Source organism: Bacillus cereus group sp. N11 (genome assembly GCF_016483605.1).
Lineage (GTDB): Bacteria > Bacillota > Bacilli > Bacillales > Bacillaceae_G > Bacillus_A > Bacillus_A toyonensis.
The window spans coordinates 43,501-60,081 of record NZ_JAEHBN010000008.1 but is presented as its reverse complement, the minus strand read 5'-3'; the positions used below and the strand labels follow the sequence as shown (position 1 = coordinate 60,081).

Genomic DNA, 16,581 nt, shown 5'->3' with positions numbered 1-16,581 from the left:
TTTGTTTTTATTGTTTTTCTTTTGACAGAAGCCCTTCTTCTGATATAATGGTGTAAGAGTGGCGAGGAGGGAGTAGTACCGAATGGAAGAAAGAATTGAACGAATTAAGAAGCAATTACATGCAGCGAGCTATAAATTAACACCGCAACGTGAAGCAACAGTTCGTGTGCTGCTAGAAAATGAAGAAGATCATTTAAGCGCAGAAGATGTTTACCTCCTTGTAAAAGAAAAGTCGCCAGAGATCGGATTAGCAACCGTCTATCGAACTTTAGAGTTATTATCTGAGTTAAAAGTTGTCGATAAGATTAACTTCGGAGACGGTGTTTCACGCTATGACTTACGCCAAGAAGGTGCGCAGCGTTTCCACCATCATTTGATTTGTACACAATGTGGTGCTGTACAAGAAATACAAGAAGATTTACTTGGTGAAGTGGAAAGGAAAGTAGAACGAGACTGGAGCTTTAAGGTGAAAGATCATCGTTTAACATTCCATGGAATTTGTAAAAACTGTCAAGAAAATGAAACGGATGAAAAATAACCTTTTCCTATTTATCTAGGAAGAGGTTTTTTATTTGAATAAGGTATAAATTGGTGAAAGCTTGGCATATGTTGTAATAACTTATATTTTGGAGGAATTTACAATGCGCCGAGCTTTAAAATTAACTTTTGATGGAATAAAAGTATTTTTATTATTTACAAGTTGTACGATTTTGTTTTATTTCGCTATACTATGGATAAATGAAGAATACGAAAGCTATCATCGTTATGAAAAGCCAAAAGAAGAGACTGTAGAAAAAGTATCAGGGAATGAAGAACCGGCAAAGGATGCTTTCGTAAATAGAATGATGTTTTTCTATGAAAATGGGGAGTAGTGTAGATTGGAAGATCAATTAAAAGATTTTATTCATTATATGATTGTCGAAAAGGGATTAGCGAAAAATACAGTAGTATCTTATGAACGTGATTTAAAAAGCTATGTAAAGTATTTGCAAAATGTAGAACAGATAAAAACCTTTCATGAAGTGACACGTTTGCATATTGTTAACTTTTTGCAGTATTTAAAAGAAAACGGAAAATCTTCGAAAACATTAGCACGTCATATTGCATCAATTCGTTCATTTCACCAATTTTTACTTCGTGAAAGAGCGGTAGAGCACGACCCATCAGTACATATCGAAACGCCGCAAGGAGAACGAAAGTTACCAAAAGTATTATCAATCGATGAAGTAGAGGCGTTACTGCAGACACCAAAAATGACGAGTGCTTTTGGGATTCGTGATAAGGCAATGCTAGAGTTATTGTATGCAACAGGACTTCGTGTTTCAGAATTAATTGCTTTAAATTTAGAAGATGTACATTTAACGATGGGATTTGTTCGCTGCATTGGGAAAGGGAATAAAGAAAGAATTATTCCATTAGGAAGTTTAGCGACAGAAGCGATTCAAAAGTACATTGAAAAAGGAAGAAGAGAATTGATGGGTAAAAAAGTAGTAGATGCACTATTTTTAAACCATCACGGTAATCGATTATCAAGGCAAGGTTTTTGGAAAATATTAAAACGATTAGCGAAAGAAGCGAATATTGAAAAAGAACTTACACCTCATACGTTACGTCATTCTTTTGCTACGCATTTATTAGAAAATGGGGCAGATTTACGTGCTGTACAAGAAATGCTTGGACATGCAGATATTTCAACGACGCAAATTTATACGCACGTTTCAAAAGCTAGATTAAAAGATGTATATAAACAGTTTCATCCGAGAGCATAGTTACTATGCTCTTTTTTCATAGATTAAGAAGAGTAAACCGTTTCACAGAAACTTCACAAACATTTCGTATATTGTTTTCAGCAGAAGACTGGAATATTACAATGTTTTTCCTCTATACTAAAGAAAGTATGAAGGAGGAAATGATGATGAAAAAACTTATTATGACGTTATTTATCGCGATGCTAGCTTTAGCTGGCTGTAATACAAACAAAGAAGAACCGAAAAAAGAAAAGAAGCTTGAAGCTATAAAAGTAGCATTTCAAACGAATCCGAAAGAAATTAAACCTGGTGAAAAAACAGAAGTACAAGCACTTGTTACACAAGGAAAAGAAAAAGTAACGGATGCTGATGACGTAAAGTTTGAGATTTGGAAAGATGGCGACGAGAAACACGAGATGTTAGATGGTAAGCATAAAGGGAAAGGTGTTTATGCTATAGAGAAAATATTTGAAACTGATGGAGTATACCACATTATTCCTCATACAAATGCACGTGATATGCACGTTATGGAAGAACACAAAGTTGCTGTAGGGAATGCGAAAGTAGAAGATGCGAAAAAAGAAGAGGCACATGGTGATCATAAAAGTGACACAATGATTCATCTTATGGCTGGTGACATAAAAGCAAATGCTGAATCAACGATGAAAGTTCATTTAAAGCAAAAAGAAGAAGCGTTAACTGGTGCTGAAGTGCAACTTGAGATTTGGAAAGATGGCGTTGAAAAGCACGAATTTATTCCAGCAAAAGAAGGGAATAAAGGAGAGTATGAAAGTAAACATACTTTCAAAGAAAACGGTGCTTACAAAGTGAAAGTACATGTAAGAAAAGGCGAACTGCATGAACATAAAGAAGAAACAGTAGAAGTAAAATAAAAAGTAGCTCTTTAGAGCTACTTTTTATTTTTATATGAAGAAATAAATCATAAAATAATTAGCACTTCTTCGCAGAATGGATTACAATAGAAGTGTGAATAAAATAAGAAATTCTACGAAAATGTATTAAAAAGAAAGCGTAAACATGTTATGATATCAATATCAGATGTCTGACATCTGACTTAGAAAAAACTAGAAATGTTTTTGAGTCGTTTCAAGTAAAACGAAATAGGTTAGAGAATGATTTAAAGAAGTACTGTTTGACAATGAGAAGGAAAGAGAATTCTTATGAATAACAGTTTCACTTTATAGCGTTTTGAACATACTACAAGAAGTAGAACTGAACTTATAGGAGGTCGCAGTTATGAATAAATATAAACGTATATTCCTAGTCGTAATGGACTCTGTAGGAATCGGTGAAGCACCAGATGCTGAACAATTTGGTGATCTAGGTTCTGACACAATTGGTCACATTGCTGAACATATGAATGGATTACAAATGCCAAACATGGTGAAATTAGGTCTTGGTAACATTCGTGAAATGAAAGGTATTTCTAAAGTAGAGAAACCACTTGGATATTACACAAAGATGCAAGAAAAATCTACTGGTAAAGATACAATGACAGGACACTGGGAAATCATGGGCCTTTACATTGATACACCATTCCAAGTGTTCCCTGAAGGATTCCCGAAAGAATTACTTGATGAATTAGAAGAAAAAACAGGCCGTAAAATTATCGGTAATAAGCCAGCTTCTGGAACTGAGATTCTTGATGAACTTGGTCAAGAGCAAATGGAAACAGGCTCTTTAATTGTTTACACTTCTGCAGATAGCGTACTACAAATTGCAGCACACGAAGAAGTAGTACCACTTGATGAGTTATATGAAATTTGCAAAATTGCACGTGAATTAACACTAGATGAGAAGTACATGGTAGGTCGTGTTATCGCTCGTCCATTCGTTGGAGAACCAGGGAAATTCACACGTACACCAAATCGTCATGACTATGCATTAAAACCATTTGGTCGCACAGTAATGAATGAATTAAAAGATAGCGATTATGATGTTATTGCTATCGGTAAAATCTCTGATATTTATGATGGTGAAGGGGTAACGGAATCACTTCGTACGAAGTCTAATATGGATGGAATGGATAAGCTTGTAGATACATTAAACATGGACTTTACAGGTCTTAGCTTCTTAAACTTAGTTGACTTTGATGCATTATTTGGTCACCGCCGTGATCCACAAGGATATGGAGAAGCACTGCAAGAATATGATGCACGTCTTCCAGAAGTATTCGAAAAACTAAAAGAAGATGATTTATTATTAATTACAGCAGACCATGGTAATGATCCAGTACATCCTGGTACTGATCATACACGTGAATATGTACCGTTATTAGCATATAGCCCAAGCATGAAAGAAGGCGGACAAGAATTACCACTTCGTCAAACATTTGCTGATATTGGTGCAACTGTAGCAGAAAACTTCGGTGTGAAAATGCCAGAATACGGAACAAGCTTCTTAAACGAGCTAAAGAAATAGGGGGATAAACAAATGAATCGTGAACTTATTACAAAATCAGCTTCATACTTAAAAGAAAAATTTCAAGAAACACCACAAGTAGGACTAATCCTTGGATCTGGACTAGGTGTATTAGCAGATGAAATCGAAAATGCGGTAACAGTGCCTTACAGCGAAATTCCTGAATTCCCAGTATCAACTGTAGAAGGACATGCAGGTCAATTAGTATTCGGTACACTTCAAGGTGTAACAGTAGTAGCAATGCAAGGACGTTTCCATTTCTACGAAGGATATGACATGCAAAAAGTAACATTCCCAGTTCGTGTTATGAAAGAGCTAGGTGTAGAAACTGTGGTTGTAACGAACGCGGCTGGTGGTGTAAATACATCATTCGAGCCAGGTGACCTTATGTTAATTTCAGATCACATTAACTTCATGGGTACGAATCCATTAATCGGACCAAATGATTCTGAAATGGGTGTACGTTTCCCTGATATGTCTACATCATATACGAAAGAACTTCGCGAAATGGCGAAACAAGTTGCAGCAGACTTAAACATTAAAGTACAAGAAGGTGTATACGTTGGAATGACAGGTCCTGTATATGAAACACCTGCTGAAATTCGTATGCTTCGTACACTTGGCGGAGATGCAGTTGGTATGTCAACAGTACCTGAAGTAATTGTAGCTCGTCATGCTGGTATGAAAGTACTAGGTATTTCTTGTATTTCAAACATGGCAGCTGGTATTTTAGATCAGCCACTTCACCATGATGAAGTAATTGAAACGACAGAACGTGTTAAAGCAAACTTCTTAGCATTAGTAAAAGCTATCGTAAAACAAATGAAGGGGTGACCTCACAATGAGAATGGTGGACCTAATTGCAAAAAAACGTGATGGACAAGCATTAACGACAGAAGAAATTAACTTTATTGTTAAAGGATATACAAATGGTGATATTCCTGATTATCAAGTAAGTTCACTTGCAATGGCAATTTTCTTCCAAGATATGAATGATCAAGAACGTGCAGATTTAACGATGGCAATGGTAAATAGCGGTGATACAATTGACTTATCAGCCATTGAAGGGGTAAAAGTAGATAAGCATTCAACAGGTGGAGTTGGTGATACAACGACACTTGTATTAGGTCCATTAGTAGCTGCTTTAGGTGTACCAGTTGCGAAAATGTCTGGGCGTGGTTTAGGACATACTGGTGGCACAATTGATAAATTAGAAGCAGTTCCAGGATTCCATGTGGAAATTGAAAATGATGAATTCATGCGTCTTGTAAATGAAAATAAAATTGCTGTTATCGGTCAAAGTGGAAACTTAACACCTGCTGATAAAAAATTGTATGCACTTCGTGATGTAACGGCAACAGTAAACTCAATTCCGCTTATTGCAAGCTCGATTATGAGTAAAAAAATTGCTGCTGGTGCAGATGCAATTGTTCTTGATGTGAAAACTGGAGCAGGTGCATTTATGAAAACAGATGAAGATGCAAAACGTTTAGCAGAAGCAATGGTACGTATCGGTAATAACGTTGGCCGTAATACGATGGCTGTTATTTCTGATATGAGTCAACCACTTGGTGAGGCTATTGGTAACGCATTAGAAGTACAAGAAGCAATTGATACATTACAAGGTAAGGGACCGAAAGATTTAGAAGAGTTATGTTTAACACTTGGAAGTCAAATGGTATACCTTGCTGGGCAAGCTTCATCTTTAGAAGATGCGCGTGAAAAGTTAATTGAAGTGATGAACAACGGTAAAGCGTTAGAATCATTTAAAACGTTTTTATCAGCACAAGGCGGAGATGCATCTGTTGTTGATGATCCTTCTAAATTGCCACAAGCACAATTTAAAATTGAAGTAGAAGCGAAAAAAGACGGTTATGTATCGGAAATCGTTGCAGATGAAATCGGAACAGCAGCAATGCTTTTAGGAGCAGGACGTGCAACGAAAGAATCTGAAATTGATTTAGCAGTTGGCTTAATGCTTCGTAAAAAAGTAGGGGATAGCGTGAAAAAAGGTGACTCCCTTGTTACGATTTACGCAAACCGTGAAAATGTTGAAGATGTAAAAGCGAAAATTTATGAGAACATGAAAATCTCTAAAGAACACGTAGATGCACCAACTTTAGTACACGGAATTGTAACGAAGTAATAAAGTGAAACTTTAATCAGCGTGGGCTTTATCCCCACTGATTATTACCCTTCACTAACCGGGCGTTTATGAGCAGTTGATCCCAGACCTAACTTCTTTGCTTTCGCTGAATGTTGAGGTAGGGGTCTTACTGTACGTTAATATGGGATAAAAAAAGGCTGAGGAGATTTCTCCTTGGCTTTTTTTACTATTTTTTGTTTATAATAATAATGGGTGAAATTATGATTAGAATATGTGCAGTAACAAAAACAGATGAAGTATTATATGACGTTTCGCTAGAAGAAACAACGAAAGACCATATTGTATGGTATTGGCTAGATTTATATAAGCCAACGAAAGAAGAGTATACATATATTTTGCAAGACCATTTTAAGTTCCATCCCCTTGCAATTGAAGACTGTATAGAATATGTACAGAGGCCAAAGGTTGATTTTTATGATGGATATAATTTTTTAGTTCTCCATGGATTTGGTGAGGATGGATTAGAACCGCATGAAATCGATTTATTTATTAGTGATCGTTATATTGTTTCTTTCCATTTTTCTCATAACAATGCAATCGAAAGAGTATGGAAAACACTTGGCGAAAAAAAACGTATTAAGAAAGGTCCTTTGCATGTGGCACATACAATTATTGACCAAATTGTAGATGACTATTTCGCACCTGTTTATTACATTGAAGACCATTTAAATGCGATTGATGATAATTTAACGGGTGAGACAGCAGGAAGCGTGTTAGAAGAGGTATTTGATATACGTGCGGATTTATCTAAGCTAAGGCGGACAATTATTCCGATGCGTGATTTATTGTATCGTATTTTAAATTCAACTCGTTTTTACGGCATAAGTGATCATGAGATTTACTTTAAAGATATACATGACCATTTGCTTAAATTAACTGAAATGATTGAAGCGAGCCGAGAGTTGACGGCAGATATTCGGGATAGCTACTTTTCATTAAACTCACATCATATGAATAACATTATGAAAACATTAACTGTTTTCTCTACTATTTTCATGCCACTAACATTTATTGCAGGAGTATATGGAATGAACTTTTCACATATGCCAGAGCTTGGTGGGAAGTATAGTTATTTTATTTGTTTGTTGTTAATGGCGTTAATTGGTGGCGGAATGATGGCCTGGTTTTATAAAAAAGGATGGTTTAAGTAAAAAACACCGAGGTATTCACCTCGGTGTTTTTTTATTTAACCAATAGCATGTAATACAAACATGGCTAAGAATAAGCATGTAACGATATACATAGATGGTGCGACTTCTTTACGCTTTCCAAGTGCAACTTTTAAGATAGGGTAAGCAATAAATCCGAACGCAATGCCATCAGCGATACTATATGTGAGCGGGATCATAACGATAATTAAAAACGCTGGAAATCCTTCTGAAAAGTCGTTCAGAGGAATTTGTTGAATGCTTGTAATCATCAGACCGCCAATAATAATTAAGATTGGTGCAATGGCACTATCAGGAATTAATTTGACAAACGGAAGAGCGAACAGTGATGCAAAGAATAACATCCCAGTAACGATAGACGTCAGACCTGTCTTTCCGCCTGCAGTAATACCTGCGGCACTCTCTACTGTTGAAACGGTAGGACTTGTGCCAAATAGACCACATGTCATTGCTGAAATCGCATTGGCTTGGTAAGCACGTGGGAATTTGCGGTCATCTTCTAATAAACCGTGCAGAAGTCCCATGTTCTCAAAAATAAGCACCATGCTTAAGGAGAATGTTGCAATCCAAAACGGTAAGGAAGAAAGTTTCCCAAATGACATAGCTCCAAACACATCGCCGTAATTAGCGAATGAGAATGAACTATTTCCCATTTGACTCGTATCAACAAGACCAAATAGCCATGCAATACCAGTTCCTATTGCAATCGTCCATAAAAAGTTTCCACGTACGTTACGAATAAATAATACAAGTGCAACGATAAGAGTAAGCAATGTCGCAAGAACGACAGGATTACTTAATTTCCCCATTGCAACAGCAGTATTTGGATTCGAAACGACTAAACCACCTTTTTGCAATCCGATAAATGCTAAAAACAATCCGATACCGACAGTAATAGCTTCTTTTAATGACTTTGGAATCGATACTGAAAGCACGCGAGCAATTGGTGTAAACGCAGCAATTGCAAAAATAATACCAGAGATAAAGACAGCTGCTAATGCTTCTTGCCAAGTTAAACCGAGCGTATGCACAGCTGTGTACGTGAAGAATGCATTTACACCCATACCTGGGACAAGAATAGCAGGTGCATTTGCCCAAAATGCCATGAGCAGACATCCGACAAATGAACTGAAAACAGTTGCTAAAATTCCAGCTTCAAGTGGAATGCCGGCATCTGATAAGATTGACGCATTTACAATCATAATATATACGATTGTGAAAAATGACGTAACTCCAGCTAAAACTTCTTGTTTTGGTGATGTTTCGTGTAAGCCTAATTTAAATGTTCTTTCAAGTATTCCTTTCATGTTAAACCTTCTTTTTCATATCCCTCTCCCACCCGTGATATCTCTTTTGTAAGAGCTCACCGTCCTTTATTATATCAGAACATCATGTTTTTACAACAACGAAAATGATAACGTTTACTTATAAACGAAATTATTTATAAATACGTAAAAATAGCCCGTATAGTTGAAATGATTTCTAATTCTCCCGATTGAATAGGTGGAGCTGTTTGCGCATGCAAAGTAGCATAGGAAGCAATCTCCCGTGGTAATTGAGCAGATTCTTCAACGAGTGAGAGGGGGACAGGATTAATATTTAAATTGTATGTACTCGCAATAGCACGAGCTTTTTCTACCGCTTGATGCAGAGCCTGAATAAGAGCTTGCTCATAATATTTATTTGGATGAGATATTCGAAAACGTAAACCTTTTGCTAAATTTGCTCCATTTGAAACGGCTATATCATATACTTCCCCTGCTTTTTGTACATTTAAAACGGTAATTTCATACAAATGTTCCACACGATATCCTTGTAGTAACGCTTTATCATTTACATACTCGTATTGAGGAGTGATCGTATAAGAAGTCGTTTCTATATCTTTATCAGCAATACCAAGCTGTTTAAGTGCATCCAGCAATTGTTTTGATTGTACTGCATTTTCTTCTTGCGCTTGTTTCACATTTTTACTATCAGTTCGAATGCCAAGTGTTAATAGAACAACATTTGGTTTCGCTTTGACAACACCTTCACCTTGTACAGTAATAGTCGCTTCTTTACCAGTATTAGCTGTGCGTACGTTGTGTAAATAAGGATTCATTCCACCCTGCATTTTCCATCACCATCCTTTTTATATGTATATGTGTGAACAAAAAAGAAATTTATATGAAAAAAGTTACATAAATGAGAATGTTGAGGAAAGAAAGCATATACAACATAGGTATTTATAGATTATAATATGTGTAAATATGATAAAAAAGGGACGAGGCTAGTGAACGAAAAAAGAGAAACACTGATTTTAGATTTATCCGCATCATTTCGAAAGATGATACGTTTATTACAAAATGATATTAATACACGCTTTGCAGAACATATGCCATATAATGAATTTTCTGTATTACGTGCGTTATTTTTAAACAGTCCACAGATGGCTTCGCAAATTGCGAGTGAAGTAAACGTAACCTCCAGTCATATTACAGCTGTTACAGATCGTCTCGTACGAAAAGGGTTTGTAGAAAGAAAGCGTTCAAATTCAGACCGTCGTATCGTGTACTTAGAAATTACAGAACACGGAAGAGAAGTAACTGAAAAACTTGAAGCTGTGCGTAAGGAATACTATAAAGAGAGATTTAAAGGTTGGAGCGACCAAGAAATAGAAATGGTATTAGAATTATTTGGCCGCGTATTATAATAAATGAGGATAGGAAGCGAAAGCTTTCCTATCCTTTTTCTTTTGAATAAAAATATTTTGAAACTCCAATACTTTAATTAAAAAGAATCGGAGTGAAAAATTATGAAACGTATTTTTACGCTTTTCATTATGATTGGAAGTATGTTCTGCTTTAATAAGTTCGTGGATGCCGCAACGCCAATTCATGTCGTTCAAAAAGAATTACAACATATTTCAAATAAGCAACCTGTTTTATATTCAAAACTATGGATTCGTTCTATGCAGAATGCCATTTTATTTCATCATAGTGATAACATGCGGCATGAAGATACGATAAGCAATGTGACAAAGTCTTCTCTTGTAAAAGTAAAACAACTTCCACTTCAGAAAGCATCACAGTACATCCCGAGATTATCACAATATATTGCTAAGTTTGAGGCTGAAAATGTTCAAGTGTATTATGTTGCAGCTCGTTATGAAGTGAAAAAAGAAAATCCGTATCAGTTAAATGGAATGAATTATTTTATGCAAGTGTTTATTCAACAAGGGGGAGAATGGAGAATTGCTGAAAGTATAGTTGCTCCAACAGATCAAATCGTAGCAAATGGTGACGGATTTGGAACGAAGCAAGAAAAAGAGTATGGGAAAAGAAGAGAGAATGTGAAATAACCTCTTTATTTAGATCGGGATATATATAATAAAAAAAGCATTGCTCTTGTGCAATGCCTTTTTTATTTAGTTCATATAAGAGTTAAATAATTCCTAACATCTTTCTTTTGTCATTGTATGACTTTTTTCGTCAGCTTCTATTAATGCCATTGTTCCGTGTTTATAGTTTCACATCTATAATGCTTTTTGAAACATGTATCCACCACCTTAATGCATATTTATTTCCCTACAAAAGCAAACTTCAATTTTAATAGACGTGTAAAAATGAAGTAACTTATGATAGCGAATAGGAAAAATCCAACATAATAAGACAGTAGTGCATCTTGTCCGCCTAATATTCTACCGCCAAGCAGTCCGAAGCATAGAACAGTGCAAATCATGAACCATTTTTGCAAGTTAGGAAACAATAGTATTTTTCCGTTTTGTTCGTTCGGTGTACGTGTGTATAGAAAGGTTGCCATTGATAAAAAGATAATGATGTAAGCAAATGGTGTTAATAGTGTCCAAGGAGAAGGTACAGAAGTATGCTCCATTGGATTGTCCTGTGGTACACTAGAAAGTTTATTGCCATAGTCATCAAATGTTTCTATTGGGTGGTAATCATAAGTAATAGAAAAAGATTCTAATGGTGAAATGATACCTATATGTTGTAAGTACTCATGAGTATGGTTCTCTATTTCTCCCATTGCATCTAAAGACCATTGTGTATGGGAATAAATGAATCCGGAAATTAACAATCCCAAACCGTATGGTAAAAATAATAGAATGATAGTTAAACTACTTTGAGAGAATATATGTCCAGTAATGGTTCCGATAAATAAGGTGAATGTATAAATAGCGATAAGTACAACCGTAGCATATAGAAAGTAACTATAGAACGGAGTAAAGATTTGATGCTCATTGTGAAACGACATGTTCTTTATTCCGTACATGCTAATCCAGCAAACAATTTGCACTGTAATAATATTCAAAACACCAAGCAACCATTTTGTTAAAAAAATATCTTTTCGTTTAAAAGGCATCGAGAATAGAAAATCAGTTGATTGATTGTTACGTTCCCATCCAATTAAAAGACAAGCAAGTGCAATAAGAGTAGCTCCTTGAAAGAAGACGGCACCATCAGATGTCTGAAAATAGTAGGAGTAGTAATATGCATAGTCACCAAACTTTATTTGTGATTGTTTTAGCTGCATTTGCGCTTCTTGATAATATTTATAAGGTAGTTGATATAAACTAATTAACCAAAATAATAGAATTATATATTTTCCTTGCTTCCATTGCCTCATCCATAAAGCTTTATGAAACATGCGAATCCTCCTCAAACGTTGTAATAAAAATATCTTCGAGCGACATGGTTAATTCCTCAATGAGCAGTGGCTGTTCTTTATGAAACTTTTCTAATGTAGCTGCCACATTTCCCTCAATTAAGATGGTATATACTTTTCCTGTTTGATTTAATATTTTAATATTGCTTAAGTTTTCTAGTTTTTGAGGTAATGACCGTTCATAGGCTACTTGTATTTTTGCAAATCGTGATTTTGCATCATCAAGTGAAGTAATAGATGCCACGGTATGGCCTTTTAACATAATGATTGTATCTGCAATTTGTTCCACTTCATCTAAATGATGAGTTGAGATGAAAATGGTAATCTCTTTTTCTGCAACTTCTCCAACGAGAAACTGCAAAATCTGTCTTTTAACGATAGGATCGAGCCCATTTGTCGGTTCATCTAAAATGATATACTCTGCTTTTGTAGCAACGGCTAAAATGATCGCAAGCAGCGCTTTCATTCCTTTTGAGTAACTACGAATCCGCTTGTTTGGTAAGTTAAAAAGTTCAAGCAGTTCGTAGAAATATGATTCATCAAATGCTGTATAAACTGCTTTATAAAATTTCACGATTTCTTTTACTGTATATCCGTTCAGTATGTTAGTAGAATCTGGGACATATACGACCTTTTGTTTCATTTCAGGATGCATATGGATATCTGTATCTTCATATGTAACCGTGCCTTCATCTGGGTCTAAAATGCCGATCATCGTTCGTAATAAAGTTGTTTTCCCCGCACCGTTTCTTCCGAGTAATCCGACGATACTACCTTTTTGTAATGTGAAAGAAACATCGTCTAAAATCGTTTGATTATCAATTGTTTTCTTCAAACTTGTCACTTTCAGCATCTATATTTCCTCCAATCTCTTTATAGTATGAATCTATCCAATCATGAATTTTATCTTTCGTAATCCCAAGATAAGAGGCTTCTAGTAATAATTGATGAAATTGCTTTTCAACCATAGCGATTTTCCTTTCGTCTAATGTTGGGGTAATCGATTGAGATACAAATGTTCCTTTTCCTCGTAACGTTTCAATAATCCCTTGTCGCTCTAATTCTTGATACGCTTTACTCACTGTATTTGGATTTATAACAAGTAATGAAGCGAGCTCGCGTACAGAAGGAAGTTTATCACTTGGAGCTAACATGTTTTTTAATACGAGTTCTTTTATATTTTGAACAATTTGTTCCCATATCGGAGTGTTGCTTCTTGGATCAAGTTGAATATGCAAGAGCAATGTCTCCTTCCTCATATATATTAAGTGTACTACTATGAGTAATACGCTTAATACAATATAGGGTATGAATGTGTTTGTCAACTGAAAAAAATAGAAAAATATGGTATTAAAAAATAATAAATTGGAAAAAATAGGTCTGATATAGAATGGAGGGTTAGTCATGAAGCGAGTTTTTGGAATACTTGTTTGTTTCATGTTATTGCTTTCTGGTACTTCAGTTAGTTTTGCACAATCTGAGAAAACGAAGCAGGAGAAAACAGAAGAAACCGCGCCGAAGTTAGCGGAGCAAGCATCGTCAGCAATCGTAATTGAGCAAGATACAGGTAAAGTTTTATTTGATAAAAATCCGAATGAAAAGTTACCACCTGCTAGTATGACAAAGATTATGACAATGCTATTAATTATGGAACAAGTTGAAAAAGGAAAACTAAAACTAAACGATAAAGTTAGAGCAAGTGAACATGCAGCTTCAATGGGTGGATCACAAATCTTTTTAGAACCTGGGGAAGAGATGACCGTAAATGAAATGCTAAAAGGTATTGCCATTGCATCTGGAAATGATGCATCTGTTGCAGTAGCAGAGCATATCGCTGGTTCAGAAGAAGGATTTGTAAATATGATGAACAAAAAAGCGAAAGATTTAGGGTTGAAAAATACACATTTTCAAAACCCGACAGGTCTCCCGGCTAAAGATCATTATTCTACAGCAAATGATATGGCTATAATGGCGAGAGAATTGATGAAGTATCCACTTATTCGCAAATACACAGGTAAATACGAAGATTATTTACGAGAAGATACGGATAAGAAGTTTTGGCTCGTCAATACGAATAAGTTAGTGCGTTTTTATCCTGGAGTAGATGGTGTAAAAACGGGCTTTACAACAGAAGCAAAATATTGCTTAACAGCATCGGCTGAAAAAAATGGCATGCGTGTTATTTCAGTTGTTATGGGAGCACCTACATCTAAAGAACGGAACAATCAAGTGACGAAGCTTCTTGATTATGCATTTGGTCAATATATGACGAAGAAAATGTATACGCGCGGTGAAAAAATTAAGACTGTACAAGTAGGAAAAGGTAAAAAAGAAAAAGTAGATTTAGTTGCATCAGATAATGTGTCTCTTCTTATGAAGAAGGGCGAAAATATGGACAAAGTAAAGCAAGAAGTAATTGCTGAAAAGAAAGTGAAAGCACCGATTAAAAAAGGTGATGCACTTGGCACGCTTGTTATTAAAAAAGATAAAGAGGTTTTATTAAAACAAACAATCGTAGCAAAAGAAGATGTTGCTGCAGCAAGCTGGTGGGAGTTATTTAAAAGAAGTTTTGGGATGTTTTCAACATCAAAATAGCGGCAAACATTTTGCCGCTTTTCTATTCGTATGTAAGTAAATAATTGTTGAATGGTTTCACTTTATGGCGAAATAGTTCTTCTTTTGTCAGTAGGAAGGATTCTTATGTTGTATCACGAAAATCTTTATGTATGTAAATGAGTAAAGTTTGAGCATAAGGAGGAAATCGTGTGAGTCTTTCCATGCAATTAGAAGTAAAACGTGACGTCCTATGTGTGAGACTAGCGGGTGAATTAGATCATCATACTGCTGAAGAGTTGCGAACGAAAGTGACAGATATGATTGAGACACATGGTGTTCATCACATTGTTTTGAGCCTAGAGAACTTATCATTTATGGATAGTTCTGGTTTAGGTGTGATATTAGGCCGATATAAGCATGTAAAGGGATTAGGTGGAGAAATGGTTGTTTGTGCAATTTCACCGCCTGTTAAGCGTTTATTTGAAATGTCGGGCTTATTTAAAATTGTTCGCTTAGAAGAAAGTGAAGCGCACGCGCTCGCGACGTTGGGGGTGGCATAAATGAGAAATGAAATGAACCTTCAATTTTCAGCATTAAGTCAAAATGAATCATTCGCTCGCGTTACAGTGGCAGCATTCATTGCGCAACTAGATCCAACGATGGATGAGCTAACGGAGATTAAAACTGTTGTGTCAGAAGCGGTTACAAATGCAATTATTCATGGATACGAAGGAAATGCAGAAGGTACTGTTTATATTTCTGTAATTTTGGAAGAGGCAATGGTGAAACTCACGATTCGAGATGAAGGGATTGGCATCTTTAATTTAGATGAGGCAAGGCAACCCCTTTTTACAACTAAACCTGAATTAGAGCGTTCCGGAATGGGATTTACTATCATGGAAAATTTTATGGATGAAGTAGAAGTTATTTCAAACGAATCTTTCGGGACAACAATCCATTTGACAAAATACTTATCAAATAGTAACGCTCTATGCAATTAAGGAGAATAGCCTATGGACATAGAGGTCAAAAATGAGAAGAAGAAACCTCAGTTAAAGGACCACGAGCTAAAAGCGTTAATTCAAAAAAGTCAAGGTGGAGATCAACAAGCAAGAGATACGATTGTTCAAAGTAATATGCGTCTAGTATGGTCGGTTGTACAGCGTTTTTTGAATCGAGGATACGAACCAGACGATCTATTTCAAATTGGATGTATTGGGCTCTTAAAATCGGTAGATAAATTTGATTTATCTTTCGACGTGAAATTTTCAACATATGCAGTTCCAATGATTATTGGAGAAATTCAACGATTTTTACGTGACGATGGATCAGTGAAAGTAAGTAGATCTTTAAAAGAAACAGGCAACAAAATTCGAAAGATGAGAGACGAGCTTTCGAAAGAATTCGGAAGGGCTCCAACGATTAATGAAGTAGCAGAGGCGCTAGAACTAACGCCTGAAGAAGTTGTTCTGGCGCAAGAAGCGAGTCGTCCTCCTTCATCGATACATGAAACCGTGTATGAAAATGATGGAGACCCTATTACTATTTTAGATCAAATTGCAGATCAATCTGAAACGAAATGGTTTGATAAAATAGCTTTAAAAGAAGCAATTAGAGAATTAGATGAACGAGAACGTCTTATTGTATATTTGCGCTATTATAAAGATCAAACCCAATCAGAAGTAGCAGAGCGCATAGGTATTTCGCAAGTACAAGTTTCAAGACTTGAAAAGAAAATATTAAAACAGATGAAAGATCGAATAGATGAATAACTGTCTATTCGATTTTTTTATGACTTTAATAGGAGGGAGTTGTTAATTTTCGCAAAAATTAA

At 35.7% G+C, this 16,581-nt stretch carries 19 protein-coding genes; 14 read left to right on the top strand and 5 right to left on the bottom strand.

Translation table 11 applies throughout. The features are described from left to right. Positions 1–82: 82 nt before the first annotated feature. From fur to corA, 8 genes are all read left to right on the top strand, one after another. Positions 83–538 (top strand): ferric iron uptake transcriptional regulator, encoded by a 456-nt coding sequence (gene fur / locus JDS98_RS14735; RefSeq protein ID WP_000392657.1) that lies wholly within the window; start codon positions 83–85, stop codon positions 536–538. 103 nt (positions 539–641) lie between these two features. Beyond that, on the top strand, positions 642–872 hold the full coding sequence (locus JDS98_RS14730) for a YqzK family protein (protein WP_001250432.1): 231 nt from the start codon (positions 642–644) through the stop codon (positions 870–872). Between the two features lie 6 nt (positions 873–878). After that, positions 879–1,769 (top strand): site-specific tyrosine recombinase XerD, encoded by an 891-nt coding sequence (gene xerD / locus JDS98_RS14725; protein WP_098710823.1) that lies wholly within the window; start codon positions 879–881, stop codon positions 1,767–1,769. Positions 1,770–1,915: 146 nt separating this feature from the next. Next, complete coding sequence (locus tag JDS98_RS14720; protein ID WP_097958014.1) at positions 1,916–2,641, top strand: FixH family protein; 726 nt, start codon at positions 1,916–1,918, stop codon at positions 2,639–2,641. 364 nt (positions 2,642–3,005) lie between these two features. Beyond that, positions 3,006–4,190 carry a phosphopentomutase gene (deoB, locus tag JDS98_RS14715; protein WP_001046072.1) on the top strand — a complete coding sequence of 395 codons (1,185 nt, stop codon included), beginning with the start codon at positions 3,006–3,008 and terminating at the stop codon, positions 4,188–4,190. Positions 4,191–4,202: 12 nt separating this feature from the next. After that, positions 4,203–5,024: a purine-nucleoside phosphorylase gene (locus tag JDS98_RS14710; protein ID WP_199634003.1), complete on the top strand. Its 822-nt coding sequence runs from the start codon at positions 4,203–4,205 to the stop codon at positions 5,022–5,024. Between the two features lie 7 nt (positions 5,025–5,031). Continuing rightward, positions 5,032–6,336 carry a pyrimidine-nucleoside phosphorylase gene (locus JDS98_RS14705; protein ID WP_098710822.1) on the top strand — a complete coding sequence of 435 codons (1,305 nt, stop codon included), beginning with the start codon at positions 5,032–5,034 and terminating at the stop codon, positions 6,334–6,336. A gap of 209 nt (positions 6,337–6,545) precedes the next feature. Beyond that, positions 6,546–7,508, top strand: a complete 963-nt coding sequence (corA, locus tag JDS98_RS14700) for a magnesium/cobalt transporter CorA (RefSeq protein WP_002039517.1) — start codon at positions 6,546–6,548, stop codon at positions 7,506–7,508. A 35-nt stretch (positions 7,509–7,543) separates the two neighbouring features. Here the strand turns inward: corA and JDS98_RS14695 are convergent, their stop codons facing one another. Together JDS98_RS14695 and JDS98_RS14690 are read right to left on the bottom strand one after the other, a co-directional pair. Continuing rightward, positions 7,544–8,833 carry an NCS2 family permease gene (locus JDS98_RS14695; RefSeq protein ID WP_000676245.1) on the bottom strand — a complete coding sequence of 430 codons (1,290 nt, stop codon included), beginning with the start codon at positions 8,831–8,833 and terminating at the stop codon, positions 7,544–7,546. Positions 8,834–8,967: 134 nt separating this feature from the next. Continuing rightward, complete coding sequence (locus JDS98_RS14690; RefSeq protein WP_199634002.1) at positions 8,968–9,639, bottom strand: SIMPL domain-containing protein; 672 nt, start codon at positions 9,637–9,639, stop codon at positions 8,968–8,970. Positions 9,640–9,798: 159 nt separating this feature from the next. Here JDS98_RS14690 and JDS98_RS14685 point away from each other — a divergent pair, with 159 nt between their 5' ends. Together JDS98_RS14685 and JDS98_RS14680 are read left to right on the top strand one after the other, a co-directional pair. Next, a complete protein-coding gene (locus JDS98_RS14685; RefSeq protein ID WP_001003306.1) occupies positions 9,799–10,218 on the top strand; it encodes a MarR family winged helix-turn-helix transcriptional regulator in 420 nt (139 codons plus the stop codon). A 102-nt stretch (positions 10,219–10,320) separates the two neighbouring features. Then, a complete protein-coding gene (locus tag JDS98_RS14680) occupies positions 10,321–10,866 on the top strand; it encodes a hypothetical protein (protein WP_000821091.1) in 546 nt (181 codons plus the stop codon). A gap of 218 nt (positions 10,867–11,084) precedes the next feature. Here the strand turns inward: JDS98_RS14680 and JDS98_RS14675 are convergent, their stop codons facing one another. From JDS98_RS14675 to JDS98_RS14665, 3 genes are read right to left on the bottom strand one after another with little or no spacing between them, the layout of a single operon-like run. Continuing rightward, positions 11,085–12,173, bottom strand: a complete 1,089-nt coding sequence (locus JDS98_RS14675; protein ID WP_199634001.1) for an ABC-2 transporter permease — start codon at positions 12,171–12,173, stop codon at positions 11,085–11,087. Beyond that, positions 12,163–13,044, bottom strand: coding sequence for an ABC transporter ATP-binding protein (locus tag JDS98_RS14670; RefSeq protein WP_199634000.1), 882 nt, complete (start codon positions 13,042–13,044; stop codon positions 12,163–12,165). The genes JDS98_RS14675 and JDS98_RS14670 overlap by 11 nt, the downstream gene beginning before the upstream one ends. Then, the gene (locus JDS98_RS14665; RefSeq protein ID WP_097958026.1) at positions 13,010–13,429 is read right to left on the bottom strand and encodes a GntR family transcriptional regulator; all 420 of its coding nucleotides are present in this window, start codon (positions 13,427–13,429) and stop codon (positions 13,010–13,012) included. The genes JDS98_RS14670 and JDS98_RS14665 overlap by 35 nt, the downstream gene beginning before the upstream one ends. Positions 13,430–13,595: 166 nt before the next feature. Here JDS98_RS14665 and dacF point away from each other — a divergent pair, with 166 nt between their 5' ends. The 4 genes from dacF (at position 13,596) to sigF (ending at position 16,519) form a co-directional block, all read left to right on the top strand. Continuing rightward, the gene (gene dacF, locus JDS98_RS14660) at positions 13,596–14,786 is read left to right on the top strand and encodes a serine-type D-Ala-D-Ala carboxypeptidase DacF (protein WP_000831987.1); all 1,191 of its coding nucleotides are present in this window, start codon (positions 13,596–13,598) and stop codon (positions 14,784–14,786) included. A 170-nt stretch (positions 14,787–14,956) separates the two neighbouring features. Then, positions 14,957–15,307 (top strand): anti-sigma F factor antagonist, encoded by a 351-nt coding sequence (gene spoIIAA, locus JDS98_RS14655; protein ID WP_000059133.1) that lies wholly within the window; start codon positions 14,957–14,959, stop codon positions 15,305–15,307. After that, positions 15,308–15,748 (top strand): anti-sigma F factor, encoded by a 441-nt coding sequence (spoIIAB, locus tag JDS98_RS14650; protein ID WP_001243394.1) that lies wholly within the window; start codon positions 15,308–15,310, stop codon positions 15,746–15,748. Between the two features lie 12 nt (positions 15,749–15,760). Further along, positions 15,761–16,519 (top strand): RNA polymerase sporulation sigma factor SigF, encoded by a 759-nt coding sequence (sigF, locus tag JDS98_RS14645; RefSeq protein WP_000350732.1) that lies wholly within the window; start codon positions 15,761–15,763, stop codon positions 16,517–16,519. Positions 16,520–16,581: the final 62 nt, after the last annotated feature.

Coding starts and splice junctions, on each gene's coding strand:
- fur (WP_000392657.1), top strand. CDS start 83: ATGGAAGAAAGAATTGAACGAATTAAGAAGCAATTACATGCAGCGAGC.
- JDS98_RS14730 (WP_001250432.1), top strand. CDS start 642: ATGCGCCGAGCTTTAAAATTAACTTTTGATGGAATAAAAGTATTTTTA.
- JDS98_RS14720 (WP_097958014.1), top strand. CDS start 1,916: ATGAAAAAACTTATTATGACGTTATTTATCGCGATGCTAGCTTTAGCT.
- deoB (WP_001046072.1), top strand. CDS start 3,006: ATGAATAAATATAAACGTATATTCCTAGTCGTAATGGACTCTGTAGGA.
- JDS98_RS14710 (WP_199634003.1), top strand. CDS start 4,203: ATGAATCGTGAACTTATTACAAAATCAGCTTCATACTTAAAAGAAAAA.
- JDS98_RS14705 (WP_098710822.1), top strand. CDS start 5,032: ATGAGAATGGTGGACCTAATTGCAAAAAAACGTGATGGACAAGCATTA.
- corA (WP_002039517.1), top strand. CDS start 6,546: ATGGGTGAAATTATGATTAGAATATGTGCAGTAACAAAAACAGATGAA.
- JDS98_RS14695 (WP_000676245.1), bottom strand. CDS start 8,833: ATGAAAGGAATACTTGAAAGAACATTTAAATTAGGCTTACACGAAACA.
- JDS98_RS14690 (WP_199634002.1), bottom strand. CDS start 9,639: ATGCAGGGTGGAATGAATCCTTATTTACACAACGTACGCACAGCTAAT.
- JDS98_RS14680 (WP_000821091.1), top strand. CDS start 10,321: ATGAAACGTATTTTTACGCTTTTCATTATGATTGGAAGTATGTTCTGC.
- JDS98_RS14675 (WP_199634001.1), bottom strand. CDS start 12,173: ATGTTTCATAAAGCTTTATGGATGAGGCAATGGAAGCAAGGAAAATAT.
- JDS98_RS14670 (WP_199634000.1), bottom strand. CDS start 13,044: ATGCTGAAAGTGACAAGTTTGAAGAAAACAATTGATAATCAAACGATT.
- dacF (WP_000831987.1), top strand. CDS start 13,596: ATGAAGCGAGTTTTTGGAATACTTGTTTGTTTCATGTTATTGCTTTCT.
- spoIIAB (WP_001243394.1), top strand. CDS start 15,308: ATGAGAAATGAAATGAACCTTCAATTTTCAGCATTAAGTCAAAATGAA.
- sigF (WP_000350732.1), top strand. CDS start 15,761: ATGGACATAGAGGTCAAAAATGAGAAGAAGAAACCTCAGTTAAAGGAC.